Origin of the sequence: Xenorhabdus griffiniae, from assembly GCF_037265215.1 — a bacterium.
GTDB classification, from domain to species: Bacteria; Pseudomonadota; Gammaproteobacteria; order Enterobacterales; family Enterobacteriaceae; genus Xenorhabdus; species Xenorhabdus griffiniae.
This window is the reverse complement of record NZ_CP147737.1, coordinates 669,534-692,348: the sequence shown is the minus strand read 5'-3', so window position 1 is coordinate 692,348 and position 22,815 is coordinate 669,534. Positions and strand designations below refer to the sequence as shown.

General features: G+C 45.4%; 15 protein-coding genes and 1 pseudogene. 11 read left to right on the top strand and 5 right to left on the bottom strand.

Features of this window, described 5'->3' with window-relative positions; genetic code table 11:
- Nucleotides 1-345: 345 nt before the first annotated feature.
- Entirely contained in the window at nucleotides 346-1,170 is an 825-nt protein-coding gene (locus WDV75_RS02980) for a MurR/RpiR family transcriptional regulator (RefSeq protein WP_273557941.1), read from the bottom strand.
- A 242-nt stretch (nucleotides 1,171-1,412) separates the two neighbouring features.
- On the opposite strand from WDV75_RS02980, the gene WDV75_RS02975 reads away from it, so the two are divergent.
- The 8 genes from WDV75_RS02975 (at nucleotide 1,413) to iolB (ending at nucleotide 13,380) form a co-directional block, all read left to right on the top strand.
- Nucleotides 1,413-2,924 (top strand): CoA-acylating methylmalonate-semialdehyde dehydrogenase, encoded by a 1,512-nt coding sequence (locus tag WDV75_RS02975; protein ID WP_273557940.1) that lies wholly within the window; start codon nucleotides 1,413-1,415, stop codon nucleotides 2,922-2,924.
- 22 nt (nucleotides 2,925-2,946) lie between these two features.
- Nucleotides 2,947-4,881, top strand: a complete 1,935-nt coding sequence (iolD, locus tag WDV75_RS02970; protein WP_273557948.1) for a 3D-(3,5/4)-trihydroxycyclohexane-1,2-dione acylhydrolase (decyclizing) — start codon at nucleotides 2,947-2,949, stop codon at nucleotides 4,879-4,881.
- Between the two features lie 498 nt (nucleotides 4,882-5,379).
- A complete protein-coding gene (gene iolG, locus WDV75_RS02965; RefSeq protein WP_273557939.1) occupies nucleotides 5,380-6,366 on the top strand; it encodes an inositol 2-dehydrogenase in 987 nt (328 codons plus the stop codon).
- 186 nt (nucleotides 6,367-6,552) lie between these two features.
- Nucleotides 6,553-8,265, top strand: coding sequence for a solute:sodium symporter family transporter (locus WDV75_RS02960; RefSeq protein WP_273557938.1), 1,713 nt, complete (start codon nucleotides 6,553-6,555; stop codon nucleotides 8,263-8,265).
- Between the two features lie 186 nt (nucleotides 8,266-8,451).
- Entirely contained in the window at nucleotides 8,452-9,585 is a 1,134-nt protein-coding gene (locus WDV75_RS02955; protein ID WP_273557937.1) for a Gfo/Idh/MocA family protein, read from the top strand.
- Between the two features lie 90 nt (nucleotides 9,586-9,675).
- Nucleotides 9,676-11,580 carry a bifunctional 5-dehydro-2-deoxygluconokinase/5-dehydro-2-deoxyphosphogluconate aldolase gene (locus WDV75_RS02950; protein ID WP_273557936.1) on the top strand — a complete coding sequence of 635 codons (1,905 nt, stop codon included), beginning with the start codon at nucleotides 9,676-9,678 and terminating at the stop codon, nucleotides 11,578-11,580.
- Between the two features lie 54 nt (nucleotides 11,581-11,634).
- The gene (gene iolE, locus WDV75_RS02945) at nucleotides 11,635-12,525 is read left to right on the top strand and encodes a myo-inosose-2 dehydratase (protein WP_273557935.1); all 891 of its coding nucleotides are present in this window, start codon (nucleotides 11,635-11,637) and stop codon (nucleotides 12,523-12,525) included.
- A 24-nt stretch (nucleotides 12,526-12,549) separates the two neighbouring features.
- Nucleotides 12,550-13,380, top strand: coding sequence for a 5-deoxy-glucuronate isomerase (gene iolB / locus WDV75_RS02940; protein ID WP_273557934.1), 831 nt, complete (start codon nucleotides 12,550-12,552; stop codon nucleotides 13,378-13,380).
- 42 nt (nucleotides 13,381-13,422) lie between these two features.
- Here iolB and WDV75_RS02935 read toward each other — a convergent pair whose 3' ends face one another.
- From WDV75_RS02935 to WDV75_RS02925, 3 genes are read right to left on the bottom strand one after another with little or no spacing between them, the layout of a single operon-like run.
- A complete protein-coding gene (locus WDV75_RS02935; protein ID WP_273557933.1) occupies nucleotides 13,423-14,703 on the bottom strand; it encodes a cytosine permease in 1,281 nt (426 codons plus the stop codon).
- 24 nt (nucleotides 14,704-14,727) lie between these two features.
- Nucleotides 14,728-15,417 carry a helix-turn-helix transcriptional regulator gene (locus tag WDV75_RS02930; protein ID WP_189758617.1) on the bottom strand — a complete coding sequence of 230 codons (690 nt, stop codon included), beginning with the start codon at nucleotides 15,415-15,417 and terminating at the stop codon, nucleotides 14,728-14,730.
- Nucleotides 15,418-15,420: 3 nt separating this feature from the next.
- Nucleotides 15,421-15,852, bottom strand: coding sequence for a GNAT family N-acetyltransferase (locus WDV75_RS02925; RefSeq protein WP_273557932.1), 432 nt, complete (start codon nucleotides 15,850-15,852; stop codon nucleotides 15,421-15,423).
- Nucleotides 15,853-17,129: 1,277 nt separating this feature from the next.
- Here WDV75_RS02925 and WDV75_RS02920 point away from each other — a divergent pair.
- The gene (locus WDV75_RS02920) at nucleotides 17,130-19,259 is read left to right on the top strand and encodes a type I secretion system permease/ATPase (RefSeq protein ID WP_273557931.1); all 2,130 of its coding nucleotides are present in this window, start codon (nucleotides 17,130-17,132) and stop codon (nucleotides 19,257-19,259) included.
- On the opposite strand, the pseudogene WDV75_RS22075 reads toward WDV75_RS02920, so the two are convergent.
- Nucleotides 19,208-19,390 (bottom strand): annotated as a pseudogene (locus WDV75_RS22075) (hypothetical protein); the annotation flags it as partial. The gene WDV75_RS02920 and the pseudogene WDV75_RS22075 overlap by 52 nt on opposite strands.
- Before the next feature lie 54 nt (nucleotides 19,391-19,444).
- On the opposite strand from WDV75_RS22075, the gene WDV75_RS02915 reads away from it, so the two are divergent.
- On the top strand, nucleotides 19,445-20,644 hold the full coding sequence (locus tag WDV75_RS02915; RefSeq protein WP_422399060.1) for an HlyD family type I secretion periplasmic adaptor subunit: 1,200 nt from the start codon (nucleotides 19,445-19,447) through the stop codon (nucleotides 20,642-20,644).
- On the top strand, nucleotides 20,644-22,809 hold the full coding sequence (locus tag WDV75_RS02910) for a type I secretion system permease/ATPase (RefSeq protein ID WP_273557928.1): 2,166 nt from the start codon (nucleotides 20,644-20,646) through the stop codon (nucleotides 22,807-22,809). Before WDV75_RS02915 ends, WDV75_RS02910 begins: the two co-directional genes overlap by 1 nt.
- Nucleotides 22,810-22,815 lie beyond the last annotated feature (6 nt).

Below are 22,815 nucleotides of genomic sequence, written 5' to 3'. Positions count from 1 at the left end.
CTGGCAAAGGAGGGGATTTTTTGTCAGTGTATTGATTTATAATAAACTTATTCATTGATGCGGTTGTGCCATTATTAGCTATTTGTTTGAAAAGGATACCTATAGATTGGAAGAGATTAAAGATTATTTTAAGTAAATCAATATCCATAAAATATTAAGAACTAAACTCTTATACCAATCTAACTTCAAGATGCGAGTGATTTCTCCCCGCGAAGCGGGGAGAAATCGGGTTTCATATCGTGTTGTAAATTGCAACTTGCAGTTTAATGCGTATAGGCGTGATCAATATGCTTTAATCTCATATGATCACGCTGACATTTATTTCCGGTTTTATCTGACTCTTGATTATCCCTGCCGATACGCCAGTGCTACGGTCAAAGATTGCACCAAACACAAAGTAGCAGACTGGGAGCGGAACGCATCAACCTGGGCTTCCTTCACCACAAAGCAAATATCGCTAAAACTTGCAAGCGGGCTAATCTGGCTATCAGTAATGACAATTTGCTTTGCACCCGCTTGTACCGCTTTTTCACTGATCATCACCGTTTCTTCGGCATACGGCGTAAAGCTGATAGATACCACGACATCTTGAGGGCCAATCATACCCATCTGCTCATGGAACATACCCCCTAAGCCATTAATAAGTAGCGGGCGGCATTCAAGATGGCTGAGGGCATAGGCAAAATATGAGGCAACACTGAAAGAGCGGCGCAGGCCGATAATGTGAATATTGTCGGCATTCGCCAGCAAACTCACTGCCTTATCCAAATCCTCTGCGGGAGTACGGGCTGCGAGTTGCTGCATGGCTTGAGCGTTGGAATGAGCAAACTCCTGCAAAATATGCTGAGGATCTTCTGGTATCTGATGATCATTATCCAGCTCTTTAAACAGCCGTGCCCGATCGGTATAGCTGGCGGTCTCTTCCACCAAATTCAGGCGAAATAGTTGCTTCATTTCATTGAATCCACTGAAATTAAAGGCATTGGCAAAGCGGATCAAAGTAGAAGGTGGAACATTGGCTTCTTTGGCAATAACGGCAACAGTATCAAATGCGACACTATTCGTATTATCCAGTACATATCTTGCAACTTGTTGTAACCGTTTACTCAACTCACCATAACGGGATCGAACTTGTTCTTGAAGTTCATTCAGATTAGACGCAGCAGACATCAGGCCCTCCATTTGCATATTGCATAAAAATAGCGTGTTGATCACATTAATTAAAGCGCATTTCAAATTCAATTGAAAATGAAATATATATTTCATATATCTGTAGCATCGTGATGAAACGCTTATATACCAATCTAACTTCAAGATGTGTGTGATGTTGTAAATTGTCACTTGAAGTTTAATGCGTGTAGTTCAATAGCAACTTGCCAGTTCAATCTTAATTGAATTTAGAGAGGCTCAGAATGGAACAGATTAAAAACTTTATTGGCGGGCAACTCGTTGATAGCCAAAGCGATCGCATTTCACTCATTTTCAATCCAGCCACAGGACAGGAGATTCGAATGGTTGCCTTGAGTGCAACCCATGAGGCTGAACATGCCATTGAATCTGCTCATCTGGCCTTTAAGGAGTGGTCAAAAACCTCGCCGTTGAAACGTGCACGGATTTTGTTCAAATTCAAATCATTGCTTGAAGAAAACCAGGACAGACTGGCAAGGTTGATTTCTGAAGAACATGGAAAAATTTATTCTGATGCGGTGGGGGAGTTAACTCGTGGCCTCGAAGTGGTCGAATTTGCTTGTGGTATCCCGCATCTGCAAAAAGGGGAACACTCTGCCAATGTAGGAGCGGGAGTTGACAGTCACTCCCTGATGCAACCCTTGGGTGTTTGTGCCGGTATCACGCCATTTAACTTTCCTGCCATGGTGCCAATGTGGATGTTTCCTATCGCACTAGCGACGGGAAATACCTTTGTCTTGAAACCTTCTGAAAAAGATCCCTCACTTTCGATTGAACTGGCGAAATTATTGCAACAGGCCGGTTTGCCGGATGGTGTGTTTAATGTTGTGCAAGGGGATAAAGAAGCTGTTGATGTGCTACTGACCGATCCGCGCATTCAGGCAGTGAGTTTTGTCGGCTCAACCCCGATAGCAGAGTATGTCTATGCCACTGCTTCAGCGCACGGCAAACGCTGTCAGGCATTAGGTGGAGCAAAGAACCACAGTGTCTTGATGCCAGATGCGGATATGGACATGGCTGCAAATGCCATCATGGGGGCGGCATTCGGTGCGGCAGGGGAACGCTGTATGGCATTGTCGGTTGTCGTCGCGGTTGGGGATGAAGTTGCAGATAGATTGGTAGAAAAACTCCGGCAACAAATAGCTCAAATGTCGGTTGGCCCTGGTATTTCCAATGGAAAAGAAAACGACATGGGGCCAGTGATTTCTCAGCAGCACAGGGCAAAAATCTGTGACTACATTTGCAGTGGAATAGAGCAGGGAGCAAAATTATTGGTTGATGGGCGAGGATATCCGGTGGCAGGCCATGAAAATGGCTATTTCGTGGGGCCAACGCTATTTGATTATGTCACGCCGGATATGAAAATCTATAAGGAAGAGATTTTCGGCCCGGTGCTTACCCTTGTCCGCGTACCGGATTATGACACAGCATTGAACTTGATTAACCAGCATGAATATGGCAACGGAGCGGCAATTTTTACCTGTGATGGTGAAACGGCGCGCCAGTTCAGTGAAGACGTTCAAGCGGGTATGGTTGGTGTGAATATTCCGATCCCAGTACCGATGGCATTTCATAGTTTTGGTGGCTGGAAGCGTTCCATTTTTGGGCCACTGAATGTACATGGTAATGACGGGGTGCGCTTCTATACCCGTATGAAAACTGTCACCAGCCGTTGGCCCGCCAGTGTGCGTTTAGAACATCACGATAGCCATTTTGTGATGCCAACGATGGAGTAGCCATGTCATGAAAAACGAAGCAATAAAGACCAAGAAAATGACGATGGCTCAAGCCTTGGTCAAATTTCTTAACCAGCAATATATCAATGTTGATGGGGAAGAATATCCTTTTCTTCGAGGTGTGTTCACCATATTTGGTCACGGTAATGTGGTGGGATTAGGGCAGGCATTGGAGCAGGAGCCTGGGCATCTTCGCGTTTATCAAGGCTGTAATGAACAGGGGATGGCACATATTGCGACGGGGTTTGCCAAACAGAAAAAACGTCGGCAGATTTTTGCCGTCACCTCCTCTGTTGGGCCTGGCGCGGCCAATATGGTGACGGCCGCCGCAACAGCAACAGCGAATCGTATCCCATTACTATTATTGCCGGGAGATACTTTTGCTTGTCGTCAGCCTGATCCTGTTTTACAGCAGATTGAACAATATGGCGATGGCACCATAAGTACCAATGATTGTTTCCGGCCAGTATCCCGTTATTGGGATCGCATTTCGCGACCGGAGCAATTGATGACAGCCATGCTCCACGCCATGCAGGTATTGACTGATCCGGCAGATACGGGGGCGGTCACGATCTGTCTTCCGCAAGATGTTCAGGGAGAAGTGTGGGATTATCCAGATGACTTCTTCCAGAAACGGGTTCATTTGATTGAACGTCGTCCTGCTTCTCAGGTGCGAATTCAACAGGCAATTGCATTGATTCAGCGCAAGAGAAAGCCGCTGTTGATTTGTGGTGGTGGCGTACGTTACTCCGAAGCTCATGACGCTTTACGCCATTTTGCTGAAACCTTCCATATCCCATTTGCTGAAACTCAGGCGGGAAAAAGTGCGATTGTGGCTGCCCATCCCCTAAATTGTGGCGGCATTGGCACGACAGGTTGTTTGGCGGCGAATCAGCTGGCTAAAGAAGCCGATTTGATTATTGGCGTTGGCACCCGTTTTACCGATTTTACGACGGCCTCAAAGTCACTGTTTCAACACCCAGAAGTGGAATTTCTTACCATCAATGTTGCAGAATTTGACGCCTGCAAACTGGATGCTGTAGGCGTTCTGGCGGATGCCAGAGAAGGACTCAATGCCATTGCACAGGCATTATCAAAAACAGCATGGCGTTCGGCGTGGCAGCAAGAAATTTTTCAGGCGAAGGCAGCTTGGCAGCAGGAATTGGAAAGATTGTTTTCCATTCAATATCAGGCCGGAATCAAGCCAGAGATTGCCGGGCATTTAGATGACAAATTGGAAGAGTACAGTGAAACGTTACAAACCAGTCTGACCCAAACCCGTGTACTTGGTTTGTTGGATCAGTATCTGGAACCCAATGCCATCATTGTGGGGGCTGCGGGTTCTCTGCCGGGCGATTTACAGCGCGTTTGGCAACCGAAAGTGCCTGATACTTATCATCTTGAATATGGCTATTCCTGTATGGGATATGAAATTGCTGCATCATTGGGGGCAAAACTCGCGTGTCCTGAACAGCCGGTTTACGCAATGGTTGGTGATGGTTCATATTTGATGTTGCACAGTGAATTACAAACGGCTATTCAGGAAAACATTAAGATCACTGTGCTGCTGTTTGATAACGCGGGATTTGGTTGCATCAATAACTTACAGATGAGCCAAGGTATGGGAAGTTTTGCCACGGAGAATCGTTATCGCAATCAGCAAAACGGCAGATTGGATGGCGCCTTAATACCGGTGGATTTTGCCAGGAATGCGGAAAGCTACGGCTGTAAAAGTTATCGGGTGCATGATGAACAACAATTAATTGCCGCTTTGCAGGATGCGCAGAAGCAGCCATGTGCAACGTTAATCGACATTAAAGTTTTACCAAAAACCATGACGCATGATTATGAATCATGGTGGAGGATAGGAACTGCGCAGGTTGCTGATAATCCAGACATTGCTGCATCAGCGGAAAAAATCAGGGAATATGTGGAGAAAAAAGTGCGTCAGTATTAAGTATTAGCCGATATTGGATAGCATTGATCAAGACTGAGCGCAAAATCCATGTGTTATATAGACCCAATGAATTTCAAGTTGCGGCTTGCAACTCAATGTGATTGTTTATATCTCCCCGCTACACGGGGAGATATAAGACGCACCTTGAAAGACGATTGGTATAAATGACAATTTGACCTTTTTAATTTATTAAAAAATTGAGGCTGGTTCTTACCAAAATCCACACTATAGATGTGGTTACAATTCTGAGTTTATGTCACTACATGCTTGCTGGTGATATCACACGTGATAACAGGCAGATTGTCCCGCGATTTTGCTCATAAGATATGGAAACGGTCAGGCAGCGTAGACATTGCCGGCAAGATACACGCCAGATGAAAGTTATGAGCCAGCTCTAAAAAATAAAATTTTCAAATAAAGAAAAATTGAAATAAATATTTTATTTGGTATGTTTTCATCCACACCAAAAAGCAGATACCAAGGTATCAAGGAGCATTTATGTTCAATATTGCATTATTTGGCGCTGGGCGAATTGGGCAGGTTCACGCTGCCAACATTGCCAACCATAAAGAAACTTGCCTCTATTCTGTGATAGATCCACATCTGACAAGTGCTAAGACATTGGCACACCAATATCAAGCAAAAATACAGGCCACTGAAGAAGCGATGTCAGATCCTGATGTTCATGGTGTCCTGATTGCATCAGCAACAGATACCCATGCCGATCTGATAGAACTGGCCGCCCGACACAATAAAATGATTTTCTGCGAGAAACCGGTTCACCTTGAGCTTGAACGGGTTCGCCAGTGCCTTGCTACGGTAAAAGCGTGTCAGGTTCCTCTGTTTGTCGGGTTTAATCGTCGCTACGATCCGCAGTTTCGTCGGCTGAAAAACCTGTTTGATGCCGGAACCATTGGCAAGGCAGAATCTCTGCTTATTATCTCCCGTGATCCGTCTCCCCCACCCGCTGAATATGTGTGTGTATCTGGTGGTATGTTCAGGGACATGACCATTCATGACTTAGATATGGCTCGTTTTATCATTGGTGAAGAGCCATGTGCTATTTATGCCCAGGGCAGCAATCTGGTTGACCCAGCTATCGGTACGGCGGGTGATATCGATACTGCGTTTATTGTCATGAAATTTCCATCGGGGGTAATGGCAACCATCACCAATAGCCGTCGTTCCGGTTATGGTTATGACCAACGGTTGGAACTGCATGGCGAAAAAGGGCTTCTGACTGCCGGAAATATAAAGGAAAACAGTGTGGAATTCTGGGGAGAAAACGGTTGTACCGCCGCGAAACCAGAACATTTCTTTTTGCAACGTTACCGTGACGCATACATCGCAGAATGGAGCCATTTTGTTGATGTCATGGCAGGCAGGGTAATGCCTGAGACAAGTGGTATTGATGGAGAACGGGCTTTATATCTCGCAGACAAGGCACTCGAATCCTTGCAATCCGGTAAAGAAATCAAACTATAACGATAATATTCAATAACAAACATTACTGGAACATTTATTTCATAAAAATCACATATCTGTTCCGGCAGCCATAACTACGGCAGGCCGTTTTGTACCCAATAGATTTCTGAGGGCGGTGGCAAAGGAAATAATCCTCAGCGGAGGTAACTATATGGCTCTAAACGGTTAATCAGGGGGGGAGGGTATATGTTAGCTTTTCTTTCTTTTATGGGTTTTACCTTATTGGTAGCCGGGTTTGCTTATTATAAAACGCACAACAAACACTTAAGTGATTCGACTGAAGGCTATTTTCTTGGCGGGCGTTCCTTGACAGGAATATATATCGGCAGCTCCATGTTGCTAATGAATCTGTCTACAGAACATTTGGTCGGCTTGAATGGGCTGGCGTTCAGGACTGGTTTTATTGTTATGGCCTGGGAAGTGATTGCGGCTTTAACTATTGTCCTATTTGCTATTTATTTCTTGCCGAAATATCTGAAATTAGGCATTTCAACCATCCCAGAATATCTTGAACGTCGGTTTGATAAAAACACGTTGTTAATTACATCAATCCTATTTTTAGCGATGTATGTGATCTCATTATTACCTATCGTTCTGTATACAGGAGCGATTGCTCTGGAAAGTCTGTTTCAGGTTTCCCAGGTTTTTCAAGTCGATAAAACCACGGCACTCTGGATCATGGTTTGGGGAGTGGGGGGATTGGGGGCAATTTACGCCATCTTTGGTGGGATCAAAGCGATTGCAGTTGCCGATACCATTAATGGCGTAGGCTTGATTGTGGGCGGCTTGATGGTAACGGTGTTTGCCCTGTTGTATGTGGGAGATGGCAGTATATGGAAAGGGTTAACTGATGTCTATCAAACCCATCCAGAGAAGTTTAATTCCATTGGCAGTGAAGATTCACTTGTGCCATTCTCGACCCTGTTCACAGGACTACTGATTTCCAACATGTTCTTTTGGTGTACTAACCAATCCATTGTGCAGAAATCATTGGGCGCTAAGAATCTGGCGGAAGGGCAAAAAGGCGTAATGTTATGTGCTTTATTTAAGCTCATTATTCCTACCATTATTATCTTACCAGGAATAATTGCATTCCATATTTTTAATGGCCAAATAGACAACCCAGATAATGCCTATCCTGCATTAGTGCAATTGGTATTGCCTAAAGTGTTGGTTGGTTTCTTTGCTGCGGTGGTTGTGGGAGCTGTATTTTCGACATTCAGCGGTGGTCTCAACTCTTCCGTGACATTATTTACCGTTAATATTTACAAGCCACGAATTAACCCGAATGCCACTGAAACACAGGCTGTGACAGTCGGTAAATATTTAGGCATTGGTCTTGCACTGGCAACGATGCTCATTGCCCCATTTGTCGCTAACGCGCCTGATGGCTTGTTCTACCTGATTCAACAGCTACAAGGGATCTTCAATGCTCCGATCCTCAGTGTCGTTCTGGTTGGGTTGATGACCAAACGGGTTCCCCCGATTGCAGCAAAGCTGGGGCTGTTGTTTGGTATGTCGGCTTACATCATTTGTCACTTTATCCTGAACTTCAATATTCATTTCTTCCATCTGGTTGGCATCCTGTTTGTCCTGAATATCATTTTCATGTTGACGATTGGGTATTTTTTCCCAGCTGAATCTTATCAGGAAGTGTATACAGAACAGGTGGATATTACCCCTTGGTCGATGGTTAAACCGGCAGGATGCTTAATTACACTGGCTGTTGTCTCCATGTATGTTTTCCTTGCTGAGAACGTGCCGGCTTATGTGATGGCGCTCTACTATCTCTTTGTCGCTAGTATATTGGGCTATGTTTTCTACCAGATAGGCAGGGTGCTATTTAAACGTCCGGTGGTGGTGAGTACATCAGAAAAAACAGGTATATCAGAAAAATAAGTGCGCAATTAGCAGAAAAGTCCTTACTGGATCACGATGTCAAATTTATGTTCCCAATTTTATTTAAAATAAATGTTTCTTGTGGAATCAGAAGGAATTGCAATCAATCTCAGTTGGTTAGCTGGAGAACAAAGCTAAGAACCCAGATAGTGAAACCAAAGATTAAAAGCGTAGAGGATCAATTGCATGAAAGAGATCCGTATCGGATTAATTGGCACAGGCTATATTGGCCGAACTCATGCCATTGCTTATGCCCAGGCGCCTACAGTATTTCCGCTAAAGGGGCGATTGATACGTGAAATGGTTGCTGATGTGACGGCAAAGCAGGCTGGTGAACAGGCAAAAGTCCTTGGATTTAAGCGCTCGACAGGCGACTGGCATGAATTAGTTTCTGATCCGAGAATTGATGTTGTTGATATCTGCACGCCTAATTTTTTGCATAAAGAAATGGCGTTGGAAGCTATCAGACACGGTAAGCATGTCTATTGTGAAAAACCATTGGCATTGAACTCTTATGATGCAAAACAGATGGTAGAAGCTGCCACTCAAGCAGGAGTTAAGACTCTGGTTGGCTTTAACTACATGAAAAACCCCACAGCACAGTTGGCGAAAGAGATTATTGCCAATGGTGAGATTGGTGAGATTGTGCATTTTTACGGTACTCATAATGAGGACTATATGGCTGATCCTCTTAGTCCAATCCACTGGCATTGTTTTAAAGAATATGCAGGATTGGGAGCCTTGGGAGATTTAGCAGCCCATATTATCAACATGGCGCACTATTTGGTGGGGGATATTGTGACTGTTTGTGGTGATCTGGAAACGGTAGTGAAAATGCGCCCTGAAAAAGCAGGCTCTTCTGTGATGCTCCCGGTTGAAAATGAAGATCAGGCACATGCAATGGTGCGTTTCGATACAGGAGCAATGGGAGTCATTGAAACATCCCGTATCGCGTGTGGCCGCAAAATGGGGTTGAGTTATGTAGTCACAGGCACTAAAGGCACACTGAGTTTTACGCAGGAAAGGATGGCAGAGTTGCAGCTTTATCGTCATGACGAGCCTGCAAATCGCCAGGGGTTCAAAACTCTTCTAGTGGGGCCTGAGCATCCCGATTATGCCCCTTTCTGCAATGGTGCAGGGCATGGCATCGGCTTCAATGACCAAAAAACCGTGGAAATTCGAGACCTGATAGATGGTATCGCTTTGGGAAAAGATATGTGGCCTGATTTTACTGAAGGTTGGAAAGTTTCACGCATTTTGGACGCTATCTTGTGCTCCCACCAAGAGAAACGCTGGGTTAATGTCACTGAAATTAACTAAAGTCCGGTTTCCGGTAGGTTCAAAGGGGGTAACGAAAGCGAACAATATAAGGCGTTCAGCAAAATAGCGTATCCGGTAAGAGGTGAATCAATGGAACAGCATAGAAAGTTGGATGTGATCTGCATGGGACGTATTGCGGTTGATCTGTACGGTCAACAAATTGGTTCCCGTCTGGAAGACATGACAAGCTTTGCAAAATACTTAGGTGGCTCTTCAGGTAATGTCGCCTATGGAACAGCACGTCAGGGATTAAAATCCTCAATGCTGGCAAGGGTTGGTGATGAACACATGGGCCGATTTTTGCGTGAAGAACTGGAGCGGGTGGGTTGTGATACCAGCCATTTGATCACCGACAAAGAGCGGCTAACGGCTTTGGTTTTACTCGGCATTAAAGATAACGAAACTTTTCCGCTGATCTTTTACCGTGATAATTGTGCTGATATGGCGATCTCCCGAGATGATTTCAACGAAGACTATATTGCATCTGCCCGTTGTCTGGCGATAACCGGAACTCATCTTTCCCATCCACAAACTCGTGATGCTGTTTTGACAGCTCTGACTTACGCCCGCCGCAATGGTGTCAGGACTGTTATTGATATCGATTATCGTCCGGTACTGTGGGGATTAACGTCATTAGGTGACGGTGAAACTCGTTATATCGCTTCTGAACCAGTGACAACACAATTGCAAGAAGTGTTTTCCCTGTTTGACTTGATTGTGGGAACCGAAGAGGAATTTCATATTGCGGGTGGCACTACGGATACTGTCGAAGCTTTGCGTCGAATACGGACACTAACGGCGGCAACATTGGTTTGTAAGCGCGGTGCATTAGGGTGTTCGGTATTTGCTGCCAATATTCCCGATACCTTAGACGAGGGGATCACTGTACGGGGTGTCAAGGTAGAAGTCTTGAACGTTTTGGGGGCTGGGGATGCCTTTATGTCTGGTTTATTGCGCGGCTACCTTAATAACGAAAGTTGGGAACAGGCTTGCACTTATGCCAATGCTTGTGGAGCGTTGGTTGTTTCCCGTCATGGGTGTGCGCCCGCTATGCCAGATAAGACGGAGTTAGATAACTATTTAAGGCGAGCAACAGAAGTACGATCCCCAGATTTAGATCCACATCTCAATCACCTGCATCGGGTTAGCAATCGTCATAAACAATGGGATGAATTATGTGTCATGGCATTTGATCATCGTATCCAGTTTGTCGAAATGGCGCGCGAGGTGAATGCTGGTCTTGAGCGAATTCCACAGTTGAAACAACTCCTGTTCCGTGCCAGTCAGGAAGTCAGCACAGAAGCTTATTTGGCAGGAAGAGCGGGGATATTATGTGACAGCAGTTTTGGTCAAGATGTACTGAATGCTGCAACAGGGAAAGGGTTATGGATTGGTCGTCCGATTGAACTGCCTGGCTCCCGACCACTTTGCCTCGAACATGGTGATATTGGTTCCCAGCTAGTTAGTTGGCCGCGGGAACATATTGTTAAATGTTTAGTGTTCTTTCATCCAGAAGATCGCCACCCATTGCGTCTGGAACAGGAAAAAACCGTACAAGAAGTTTATGCCGCCTGTTGTCAGTCTGGTCATGAATTGTTGCTGGAAGTGATTTTGCCAGTCGATATGCCCCATTCTGATGAGCTTTATCTACGGGCGCTCCAGCGTTTTTACAATCTTGGTATTAAACCGGACTGGTGGAAATTGCCACCGATGCAATCTGCAACCTGGGACCAAATCGCTGCATTAATTGAACAGCGTGACCCTTATTGTCATGGGGTTGTTATCCTTGGCCTTGATGCACCGGAGACGATCTTAAAAGCCAGTTTCAATGCAGCAGCGGGTAAATCTATCGTCAAAGGTTTTGCTGTTGGCAGAACGCTATTTGGTCAGCCGTCACTGCAATGGCTGGCGGAAGAAATAGATGATGAAACGCTTATCCAGAAAATAAAAACTAATTATCACAACCTGATTGACTACTGGAATCAGCGTAGCTAACTGAATAACAAAACAAATAGAACATCATTTTTTTCACCTTACAGGAGGAACCTCATGGCTGTTCAACTTGGCATCAACCCCCTGACCTGGACCAATGATGATTTGCCGTCCTTGGGGGCAGAAACACCGTTAGAAACTTGCCTGACAGAAGGGCGGCAAGCAGGGTTTGCAGGTTTTGAGTTGGGTAATAAATTCCCTCGCCAGGCACAGATTTTAGGCCCCATTTTGGCCGCTCATGATTTAAAACTCGTATCTGGCTGGTATTCTGCTGAACTATTAACACGCAGTGTTAAAGAAGAAATAGCTGCTGTTCAACCGCATTTAACCCTGTTGCGGGAATTGGGGGCTACTGTGATGGTGTTTGCCGAAGTGACTCATTGCATTCATGGCAATCAGGATAAGCCGGTGTATCTTCGTCCACTGTTTCCGGCAGAGCGTTGGCAGGAATATGGTGAAAAACTGACAGAATTTGCCCGTTATACGCAGTCACAAGGCATACAGATTGCGTATCATCACCACATGGGAACGGTGATTGAAAGTGCAAAAGACATCGATAACCTGATGGAAAATACGGGTGAGGAAGTGGGATTGTTATTGGATACCGGACATCTCACTTTTGCGGGGGATGATCCGTTAACGGTGGCAAGACGTTGGTGCACACGTATTAATCATGTGCATTGCAAAGACATTCGTCCAGACGTGTTAAAAGATGTCAAAAATCGCAAAACCAGTTTTCTGGATGCGGTATTGAGCGGTGTTTTTACCGTACCAGGAGATGGTTGCGTCGATTATCCGGCTATTTTTGCGATCTTGAAAGCGAATAACTATCACGGTTGGTTGGTGGTTGAAGCAGAGCAAGATCCTGCTGTTGCCCACCCATTGACTTATGCCACGCTGGGGTATCGTAATTTGCATAAATTTGCCAAAGAAGCGGGATTGATTTAAACGCGGAGATTGAGGGGAGGTTAAATGTCTAAACTACTGTCAAAATACCACGCATCAAATCAGGACAAACGAACGCAGCATATTACGCCGGAAACAGCAGACTGGGGATATGTCCATTTTGCGGTTTATGAACTGAATGTAGGGGAAATCATCACCTTACCCGCTTCAGAAAATGAGACGTGTTTGGTACTGGTGGCAGGAAAAGCCACGGTAGTAACACCTCAACAACGGTTTGAAAAAATTGGGGAGCGCATGGATCCATTTGAGCGCAAAAAGCCTTATGCCGTCTATGTGGCACCTAATGAAATGATGGAAATCGTTGCCGAGACTCAACTGGAACTGGCGGTATGTCAGGCGAAAGGAAAAGGCAGTTATCCCACCCGCTTAATCGCCCCACAAGACATTGGGGCTGAACAGCGCGGCAATGGTAATAATCGACGCTATGTTCATAATATTCTGCCAGATGATCAACCGGCGGATAGTCTGCTGGTTGTTGAAGTCTATACCGATGAAGGATGCACCAGTTCTTATCCTAGTCACAAGCACGATACTGACAACGAGCCGCAAGAAACTTACTTGGAAGAGACATACTACCATCGCCTGAATCCCCCCCAGGGTTTCTGTGTCCAGCGAGTCTATACCGACGACCGCTCGTTGGATGAAACAATGGCGGTTTATAACAAGGATGTGGTGATGGTGCCAAAAGGGTATCATCCTGTGGCTACCATCGCGGGTTATGACAGTTACTACCTCAATGTTATGGCTGGCCCGACACGCAAGTGGTTATTTACCTGGGAAAAAGATCATCAATGGGTTAATGGCAAAGAATATGCGGAGAAACATGCCAGCCGTTAGGTATTGCTCCCATTTAGGGGAGCAATATCATAGAGGCATTTGCTAAACGCGTTTACAAACTGACTTAAATAGCCCATAGGTTAAGCTCGCTAGCAATAATGAATTAATGGCTGGAACACCCCATTCTGCCACCAGGCCAATTACGCTGCCGATAACACTGGCAATAATGGCAGCCCAGCCGATAGTTGGTGTTTCATGCGGAAGTGTGCCTTGCTCTCGGCTCTCATCTAATATCTTGCGATGGGAACGCAGAATATAGTAATCAACCAACATAATCCCAATAATGGGTGGAAAAACAACACCCAACACAGTCAGGAAATCCACAAACCGTTCCAGGATACCCAGAATAGAAAGTAGCGTTCCAAGTATTCCAATAATTACGGTCGTTGGGGGATAACGGAGTTTTTTGCCAGTAATACCCTCTACGGCGTTGATAATACCTAATGATGAAGAATACAGATTTAAATCGTTGACCCTCAATGTGGAGAAAACGACAACCAAAAGACCTGCTCCTCCTGCCACTTGTGACATAATAGTGACCACATCTGACGTATTCAGGGCCTTTGCGATAAGGATCGCCAGGCCATTAATCACAAATTCTCCTGCAATAATGGTCAGCAAGGTGATCCCAAAAACATGCTTGCCTGATTTGGTGTAGCGAGTCAAATCAGGTGTCATTAAACTTGCAACAATTGCGCCACCCACGACGATCGTAATACCTGCACTAATGGTTAAGGTATCACCAGAATAAGGTAAGTTAATAATTTCATGTAGCTGCTGAGTGGTGTTACCGGACAGTACTATAGTGGAGATATAAGCAACCAACAAAATGAACAGAGGAACAGCGATTCTGGCGGTAAAACGCAATGCCTTAAAGCCAAAAGCGACCAGTGTTGTCAATAAAGTGCCGGAGAAAGCTGCTGACCAGCCAAACCCAAGTTTATCGCCGGAGGCAAAATTAAGGGAGTGGGCGAAAATTGCGTTTTGGATACCAAACCAGCCTAATAAGCTGATTGCAATCACGAGGCCTATTAATACAGATCCTATGCGACCAAAACCACACCACCGAGCCAATAGACTGCCGGATAAGCCTTCACGCATTCCCGCGAAACCGAGCCCAAATGTGACAATGCCAAAGATCAAGCTGCCGACGAAAATAGCAATAAAAGCATCGATTAAAGCCATAGAGTTGCCCAACACAGCTCCAAGCATAAATTGGTCCAATGCCGTCAACATGCCCATATGCACAATAGCCACGCTTAACAATGACACACGTTGTGTTTGTGGTACTCGGCTCAATGGATAATTTTCAATTTTGACCATGATATTTCGTGATTCCTTTGGAGTTTAGATAAAGAGAATACCTTTCTCAATTAGGCGTTCGGGGATGTAGTTATCCAGATGTAAATGCCTACAAAATTCCTCAAATTGTTGGAGAGAATGGACATTGGCTTTTTGGTAAATGTTATATATCCTGTTTTCTATGGTTTTGTTACTCACATTGTATATTTTGGCCATTTCCTTATTTGAAAATCGGTGAAGCATAAAAAAAATGATATCCATCTCGGCTCTGGTAAACAGTTTGGTATCAATTTCTGTAGTCAAAACGCTGGGTTTATGTTGATTGATATATTGTAAAGGGGACAATGTATTTAGAGGCTTAGCATTCCATACGATCCAAATACATTTTTTGTCGCTGTTGTATACTGGATACTTTTCACTAATGTATGGTGTTAAACTGTCCCGACCATACCAATAATGTGTTTCTATAACAGAAACTTTATCTTGGGATTCTTCGGTCATTTTATCATGATTTGTTAGATCTTCGGCCAATTCAGCCCAGTCAGCCGGAAACTCATTATCAAACTTTCCCTCTATATCAAAATTTATGGGGGTATTAGTGTAGAAATATGCAGCTTTGTTCATGTAGATATGGCGGGAGTTCAAATCTTTAATTCCCCAAGGTTCGCTCAGATGTTCCATCATGGCGATTAATCCCTTTAGATAGGAGTTGTTATTGTTGTAGGGCAACTTCATTTTTTATCTCATATGGTTGGACACACTGAATTTTTTCGCGAGATAAAAACGAGTGTACTTGTGGGCGTATTCTCCAAGCTCTCCATAGACTTTGTATCCTAACTTTTCATAAAAACCTCTGGCTTGAAAGCTAAAAGTATCAACATAAGCCATATGGCAGTGTCTTTTTAATGCTTCTTCCTCAGCTTGTAACATGAGTTGTCTTCCAAAGCCTTTTTTACGGTATTTCTCATCCACCCAGAGATATTGAATTTCAAGGCCTCCCCACCAGGTTTTAGCAACGAGGCCGGCAATAATTTGGTTATTATCATCAGTGATAGTGAGAAATAGAGGTCGGATATCAACATCACTATATTGTTGATTATGTGCCCAGAGATTTTGAATGACATATGTTTCATCTGAGGAATTTGGAGCGTCAGTAATATGTATTTTCATTTTGAAAGATACCTTTCCATTGTAATAATTTTGGATATAATTGTTTGTAAATGAAACTAAAACTCTCTCGAAGCAATCATTATCATCTTTTAAATTTAATTTCAAGGGTGTTTTCCACCCATTTAATTTACGATAAAAATGATTATCTTTAATTAGGGTGATGGAGACAGCAAAATGCGAAATTCACCGTTCCGTAGTAACTGTCTGCCACCCTTATTTATTACAAAAATGTAGCGTCCGATTAGGGCATCACCAGGGAAATTCACTTATATTTTTAAATTTGTTGTTGCTATTTAACAGAAAAAAATTAATCTGTCATCTAATTGGTATTCCTCTTAATACCATATTAAATGTGATAGGAATATCTATTCTGGATGGCGAATTTTCTGAACTAGTAACCAGTCTCTTAATCGAAGAGATCTGATTAAGAGACTGGAACTATCATCAAGCTAATATGCTACAAGCTAACGTAGCAATAACTTTACGCCAGAGGCAGGTAAATATCAGTGACAGCTTCGGCTTCAGTCACTGTTGGGAACAACTGTACTCGTTCAAAAAATAGTGGGAAATCCCGAACTTCCTGATTATGCTCTGATAACCAACTTGTATATCCATATGTGTATCGATATGTTCATCAATGTAATGAAGAAGGGCATCCAATCGTTGTTTAATCATCGTCATATATCCAACCTATCTGGTACAAGGCGATGTTATTTAGTTTCCTGTAGCAGAACATGATGATTATTGCTGACTTATACCAATCCAACTTCAAGATGCATGTAATTTCTCCCCGCGAAGCGGGGAGAAATCAGGTTTCATATCGTGTTGTAAATGCAACTTGAAGTTTAATGCGTATATATTTTTCATGGTTATTCCTGCCAATAAATAGCCTCTTTTTGAGATTTATTGAACCCTATTTATACCAATCTAACTTTAAGATGCGTGTGATTTTTCCCCGCGAAGCGGGGGGAGAAATCAGGTTTCATATCGTGTTGTCAATTGCAACTTATATAGATACAAAACAGGCAGAAATAAAAAACAATCCAATAACAAATATTGCTATTTTAAATTAATTCATTGATTTTAAAGGTAATTATTTTTCTGGATTGATGTTGGTAATAATTATAGTATTGATAATTATCATCAATGGTGATCATACCTTTTAGTTATCTTGACTATGAAAAAAATTTTTTCCACAGCTACATAGATATTGTTAGTTAATGTGGATTAACCATCTTACTAATATGTTTTTTCCAATAACATGAGAATGGAATCACATGATGGGTACTACGATTGATAAGGACAATATATCTGCCGATACGTTGTCTTCTGCCCTTAACTGTTGTCGATTATTGTTGCAGTTGATTAAAGGCGAAGCTCAAGAAACGCCTTCTTTGTCCTCTGATAGCAAGCTGAAATTTGCAGTAAAAGAATACGGTAAAGTACATAATGTTGATATGGCATTATGCCGTTTAAAATTCCATAAGCTAACACCAAAACAGTTACCTTTGGCTTTTCGGGACAAACAGGGAGGGTTTGTTGTATTAGTACGCCTCTCTCCTAATCAGGCGCTGATCCAGTCTCCTTATTCTGCTTCACCTGAAGTGCTTCCTATTGATGAACTTGAAGCCAGATGGAGTTGTGAAGTGATCCAGTTGCGGGAAGGTTGCCACAGGTTCGATGTTTCTTGGTTTATTCCTGCCTTTATTCATCACCGTCACCTCCTCGGTGAGGTGCTGATTTTCTCCCTGATGCTGCAACTACTCGCGCTTGTGGCTCCTTTGCTTTTCCAAGTAGTGATGGATAAGGTGTTGGTACACAGGGCATTGTCCACCCTGGATGTGCTGGTGATCGTGCTAATAGTGGTAGGGGTGTTCGAAGTGATACTTCGAGGGTTACGTGAATACCTGTTCGCGCATACCGCTAACCGTATCGATATTACCTTGGGCGTTAAACTCTTCCGGCATTTGCTGGATTTGCCTCTGCTCTACTTCAAACACCGTCAGGTAGGCTCTATTATCACTCGGGTGCAAGAGCTTGATAGTATTCGTGACTTTTTGACTGGCTCTATGCTGACCTTATGTGTAGATGTTGCCTTCACTTTTGTTTTCTTCGGAGTCATGGCCTGGCTGTCATGGCCTCTGACTTGCGTGGTACTGGCGTTATTGCCTCTCTATTTCTTGCTGGCCTGGTTGAGTTCAAAACCGCTGCAACAACGGATTGAACAGCAGTTCCAGACTGCGGCCTGCAATACTTCTTTTTTGAACGAATCCGTTAGCGGTGTCGAAACCATCAAGAGCCTGGCGGTGGAACCCAATATGCAGCGGCGTTGGGAGTCTCAAACCGCAAATATGGTTGAAGCCAGTTTCCGTACTCAGGTTCTTAATAGCTTTGTCAGCCACGGGGTGATGTTGCTACAGAAGGTAACGAGTGTCGGGATTATCTGGTTAGGAGCGAACAAGGTTATTGCTCTGGAGCTTACCATTGGTCAGCTAATTGCGTTCAATATGATGGTGTCACACATCAGCCAACCTATCGCTAAGATGATCGACCTGTGGCAGCAATTTGTCCTGACCAGAGTCGCTGTTGATAAACTTGGCGACATGCTCAATCTGCCTGTTGAGCAGGCGCAAGGGGATATTTATCCCCAGACGCCGTTCAACGGTGATTTACAGCTGCGTAATGTGGTGTTCCGTTATCAACCTGATCAAGAGCCTGTACTGAAAGGGATCACTCTGCATATCAAGGCCGGCGAGTCTTTGGGAATAGTTGGTCCTTCCGGCTCAGGGAAAAGCACTCTGGCCCGTCTGCTACAAAGACTTTATGCTCCAGATGGAGGAGAGATCTTGATCGATGGTATTCCCCTACATCAACTCAATCCTACCTGCCTGCGTAGCCAGATCGGTGTCGTATTGCAGGAGAATTACCTGTTCAACCGCAGTGTGCGCCATAACATTGCACTCAAGGAGCCTACTGCTTCGCTGGAGGACGTGATAGCTGCTGCCAAATTAGCAGGTGCTCATGATTTTGTCCTCCAGTTGCCTCTGGGTTATGACACTGTGCTGGCTGAAGCAGGTAGTTCTCTGTCTGGAGGGCAGCGCCAACGCATTGCTATCGCTCGAGCACTGATGGCTAATCCCAAGATTTTGATTTTTGACGAGGCGACAAGCGCCCTTGATGATGAGTCTCAAGCCTTAATCCAGGCTAACATGGCTGAGATTTCCCAGGGACGCACCGTTATCACCATTGCTCACCGTCTGTCTACGGTGCGTGATTGTGACCGCATCATCACGGTAGAACAGGGCCAGATCACTGAATCGGGCAGCCATCACCAGTTGCTGGCTAAGGGCGGTTGCTACGCCAGACTGTGGCAGTTGCAACAGGAATTGCGGCAGGAGGTGGTGTGATGTTGTTCAAGCATCTGAAAACCGCACTTTTGGCCTGGCGTCAGGAACGTTATGCACCCAAGGCACCAAAGCGTACCCGTGACGAATACGAGTTTCAGCCTGGCTATCTGGAGATCATTGAACGTCCTCCAGCACCTTGGGCAAGGCTCACTGCGGGGGCACTGACTCTGTTATTACTAATCGCTTTGATCTGGTCAATTGTTGGTCGGCTAGATATCCATGCCAATGCTGTGGGGAAATTACTTGTATCCAGCAATTCGAAGGTAATTCAGCCCCTTGAGACTGGTGAAATTGCAGAGATATTCGTTCGCGACGGCCAGAGAGTAAAAGCGGGAGATGTACTTATCAAACTCAACACCCTAGGCGTTGAAGCTGAGTTGAAGGAGTTGCAGGAGCAGCTTAACTTCAAACAGTTGGAACAGGCGAGATTACAGGCCTTGTTGACCGATGCTCCTATCGAAAATTTCGTGGTTCCGCAAAGTACGCCACCAGCACAGGCCATGCAAGCGAGAGAGCATTTGGCGAGTATCTGGAAAGAAGTGGTTGCCAATCTAAACAGTCTGGATGGCGAAATGAAGGTTAATCAGGCGAACCAGTACGCTCGTCGTGCCGATATCTCCGCATTGGCGGATCTTGCAGCCAATATCAAGGTACGTCTTGAAGCGCACCGGATCCTAGCTGCCAAAAATTTGCTATCAAAAGTTGAGCTACTGGGGCAAGAGAAAGAAAGGCTGGAGGTAGAACGTTCTCTTTCCCAACAACATGCCGAATTGGTTGTCCTTGAAGAGCAATATCAAGGATTGCAGGAAAGCCGAGAGCGCTATCTGGCGAAGATCAACCGCGAATATTATGACCAGTTGAACGCAGCACAGACCGCAATCGCTGTCATGGCGCAGCAGTTAATTAAAACTCGCGAAAAGTTGCGGTTGTATACCCTGCGGGCACCCGTTGATGGGATGGTGCAGCAATTGGCGATCCACACGTTGGGGGGCGTCGTGCAATCGGCTCAACAACTGATGGTGATCGTCCCTGATGATACTCTGTTTGAAGCTGAAGTGATGGTCTTGAACAAGGATGTGGGATTTGTGCACGCAGGTCAGTCGGTAGAAATTAAGGTCGATGCTTTCCCTTATACCCGTTACGGCACCGTACGGGGCAAGGTGGCTCATATCTCTAAGGATGCAGTTAAGGATGAGCAACTGGGGCTGGTATTCCCTGCTCGGGTTCGAATGGAGCGAACCTCTATTGCAGTGGATGAGAGTGAAGTCCCATTACAAGCAGGTATGAGTGTTACCGCCGAAATCCGTACCGGGGATAGACGGGTAATCGACTACCTGATCAGTCCGTTGCAACAGTACCAGTCCGAAGCATTGAAGGAACGCTAATGCCAGCTATCGAATCTACCCTATTAGAGCCATCTGGCGGAGACGAGTCCACCGTTGTAGATAGTGGTCTTTTGGCTCTGGCCTACGCCGCCCGCCATTTCAATGTGGCGGTGGAGCCGAAGTTATTGCGTCACCGTCTCGGACACACTCAAGGGCGCACGGACTACCAAGATCTTTGCCGTTGTGCCCGGTGGATCGGCTTAAAGGCTCGCTATATCACTACAGAGATGAGCCGTCTCGAATATCTTCCCCTGCCTGTCTTATTGGATACAGAACAGGGGTGGTTAGTACTGGAAAGGGTTGAAGGCGAGTTTGTTGTCTTGTATCAGCCAAACTTGGGTAAAGAGAAGCACTATTCCCGGACTCTTCTCGCCGACTATTGGCAAGGTAGGGTTGTGTTACTGGCGGAGGCGGCCGAGCAACCGAAACGACAGAAATTTGGTTTTGGCTGGTTTATACCTTCCATTCGTAAGCATGCCGCCCAGTTCAGAAACGTACTCTTCGTGTCTTTGATGCTACAGTTGATTGCCTTAGTCACCCCTATGTTGTTCGAGAGTGTGATCGATAGGGTGCTGGTCAGCCGCAGTCTGTCAAGTTTACAGGTGCTCGGATTTGCCATGCTTATTTTGGCCGTGTGCGAGCCTGTTTATAGTTTTCTCCGCTCCTGGCTGTTCGCGAACCTTGCCAGTAAAGTCAACGCTGAGCTTTCCAGTCGTCTCTATCAGCACTTAATTGCCCTGCCAATGGACTATTTCCGGCAGCGTCAGACGGGAGAAATCATCGCCAGAGTGCGTGAAATGAGCCAGATACAACAGTTTCTTACCGGTTCAGCACTGACGATGGTACTGGATTTGGCCTTTGTCGGCTTGTTTGTGGCGGTGATGTTCTTCTATGCCCCTGAGCTAACATGGCTAGTACTCGGCTCTCTGGTGCTCTATTTCCTGTTCTGGATGATCGTTGGACCTGTGCTGCGTGCCAGGGTGTTGCGGGAATATGAATTAAGGGCTGACAACACTGCTTTCCTGATCGAATCAGTGACCGGCATTGAAACGATTAAGACCAGTGCGACTGAGGCGGGTTTCGCGCGTCGTTGGGAGCGCCAGCTATCTGCGTTTGTTCGTTCCTCGTTTCGCGCCAAAGTGGTAGGACTCCTCGCCGGACAGGGGATAGGGTTGATCCAGAAACTGACCTCCGCCCTGCTACTGTGGTGGGGAGCTATTATGGTGATGGAGGGAAAACTCAGTCTGGGAGAGCTGGTGGCCTTTAATATGCTATCGGAGCACGTTACCCAACCGATCCTGCGTTTAGCCCAGGTCTGGCAGGACTTTCAACACACGTTAATCTCATTGAACCGGCTCGGTGACATCCTCGATGAAGAGGGAGAAAACGGTAGCGGAGGTCTGGCTTCAATCCCCAAATTACAAGGTGGGGTGAGCTTCAAAGGTGTGCGTTTTCGCTATAGCGAGGAAGGTCAGGAAGTATTACGTAACCTCAATATCGAAATTAGACCTGGTGAATTTGTGGGTATTACAGGGCCATCAGGTTCGGGCAAATCCACCCTGACGCGGTTGTTACAGCGCCTTTATATCCCCCAACACGGGCAAGTATTAGTGGATGGGATCGACCTGGCGATTGCAGATCCGGTGGAGCTGCGTCGCAACATGAGTGTCGTACCACAAGAGGGTTTACTGTTTTCAGGCTCGGTGGCAGAAAACATCCGCCAATGTCGGCCGCAAGCCAGTGATGCTGAAGTGATTCAGGTAGCGACTTTGGCTGGGGCAGACGAATTTATTCGCCACCTGCCACAGGGATACAGCACTCAGGTGGGTGAGAAGGGCGTGCTCCTGTCTGGTGGACAGCGTCAGCGCATTGCTCTGGCCAGAGCCTTGCTGACTAATCCAGGTATTCTGCTACTGGATGAGGCCACGAGTGCCTTGGATTATGAATCAGAAGCGGCGGTGATAGCCAACTTGCAACACATTGCTCAAGGTCGCACTGTGATCAGTGTTGCTCATCGCCTCAATACCTTGCGCCATGCTGATCGAATTTTGGTACTCGATCAGGGGCAAGTCGTTGAGCAGGGCAGCCATGAGCAATTGCTTACCATGGGCGGACTCTATGCCCGGTTGTGGGCCTTGCAGATGAAAGAAAAAGTAACCCCGTAAAGAGCA

Excerpts from the sequence above, each read along its gene's own strand:
- iolG (WP_273557939.1), top strand. The coding sequence starts at position 5,380 with ATGTTCAATATTGCATTATTTGGCGCTGGGCGAATTGGGCAGGTTCAC.
- iolE (WP_273557935.1), top strand. The coding sequence starts at position 11,635 with ATGGCTGTTCAACTTGGCATCAACCCCCTGACCTGGACCAATGATGAT.
- iolB (WP_273557934.1), top strand. The coding sequence starts at position 12,550 with ATGTCTAAACTACTGTCAAAATACCACGCATCAAATCAGGACAAACGA.
- WDV75_RS02950 (WP_273557936.1), top strand. The coding sequence starts at position 9,676 with ATGGAACAGCATAGAAAGTTGGATGTGATCTGCATGGGACGTATTGCG.
- WDV75_RS02925 (WP_273557932.1), bottom strand. The coding sequence starts at position 15,852 with ATGAAAATACATATTACTGACGCTCCAAATTCCTCAGATGAAACATAT.
- WDV75_RS02935 (WP_273557933.1), bottom strand. The coding sequence starts at position 14,703 with ATGGTCAAAATTGAAAATTATCCATTGAGCCGAGTACCACAAACACAA.
- WDV75_RS02960 (WP_273557938.1), top strand. The coding sequence starts at position 6,553 with ATGTTAGCTTTTCTTTCTTTTATGGGTTTTACCTTATTGGTAGCCGGG.
- WDV75_RS02975 (WP_273557940.1), top strand. The coding sequence starts at position 1,413 with ATGGAACAGATTAAAAACTTTATTGGCGGGCAACTCGTTGATAGCCAA.
- WDV75_RS02920 (WP_273557931.1), top strand. The coding sequence starts at position 17,130 with ATGATGGGTACTACGATTGATAAGGACAATATATCTGCCGATACGTTG.
- WDV75_RS02955 (WP_273557937.1), top strand. The coding sequence starts at position 8,452 with ATGAAAGAGATCCGTATCGGATTAATTGGCACAGGCTATATTGGCCGA.
- WDV75_RS02910 (WP_273557928.1), top strand. The coding sequence starts at position 20,644 with ATGCCAGCTATCGAATCTACCCTATTAGAGCCATCTGGCGGAGACGAG.
- WDV75_RS02980 (WP_273557941.1), bottom strand. The coding sequence starts at position 1,170 with ATGTCTGCTGCGTCTAATCTGAATGAACTTCAAGAACAAGTTCGATCC.
- WDV75_RS02930 (WP_189758617.1), bottom strand. The coding sequence starts at position 15,417 with ATGAAGTTGCCCTACAACAATAACAACTCCTATCTAAAGGGATTAATC.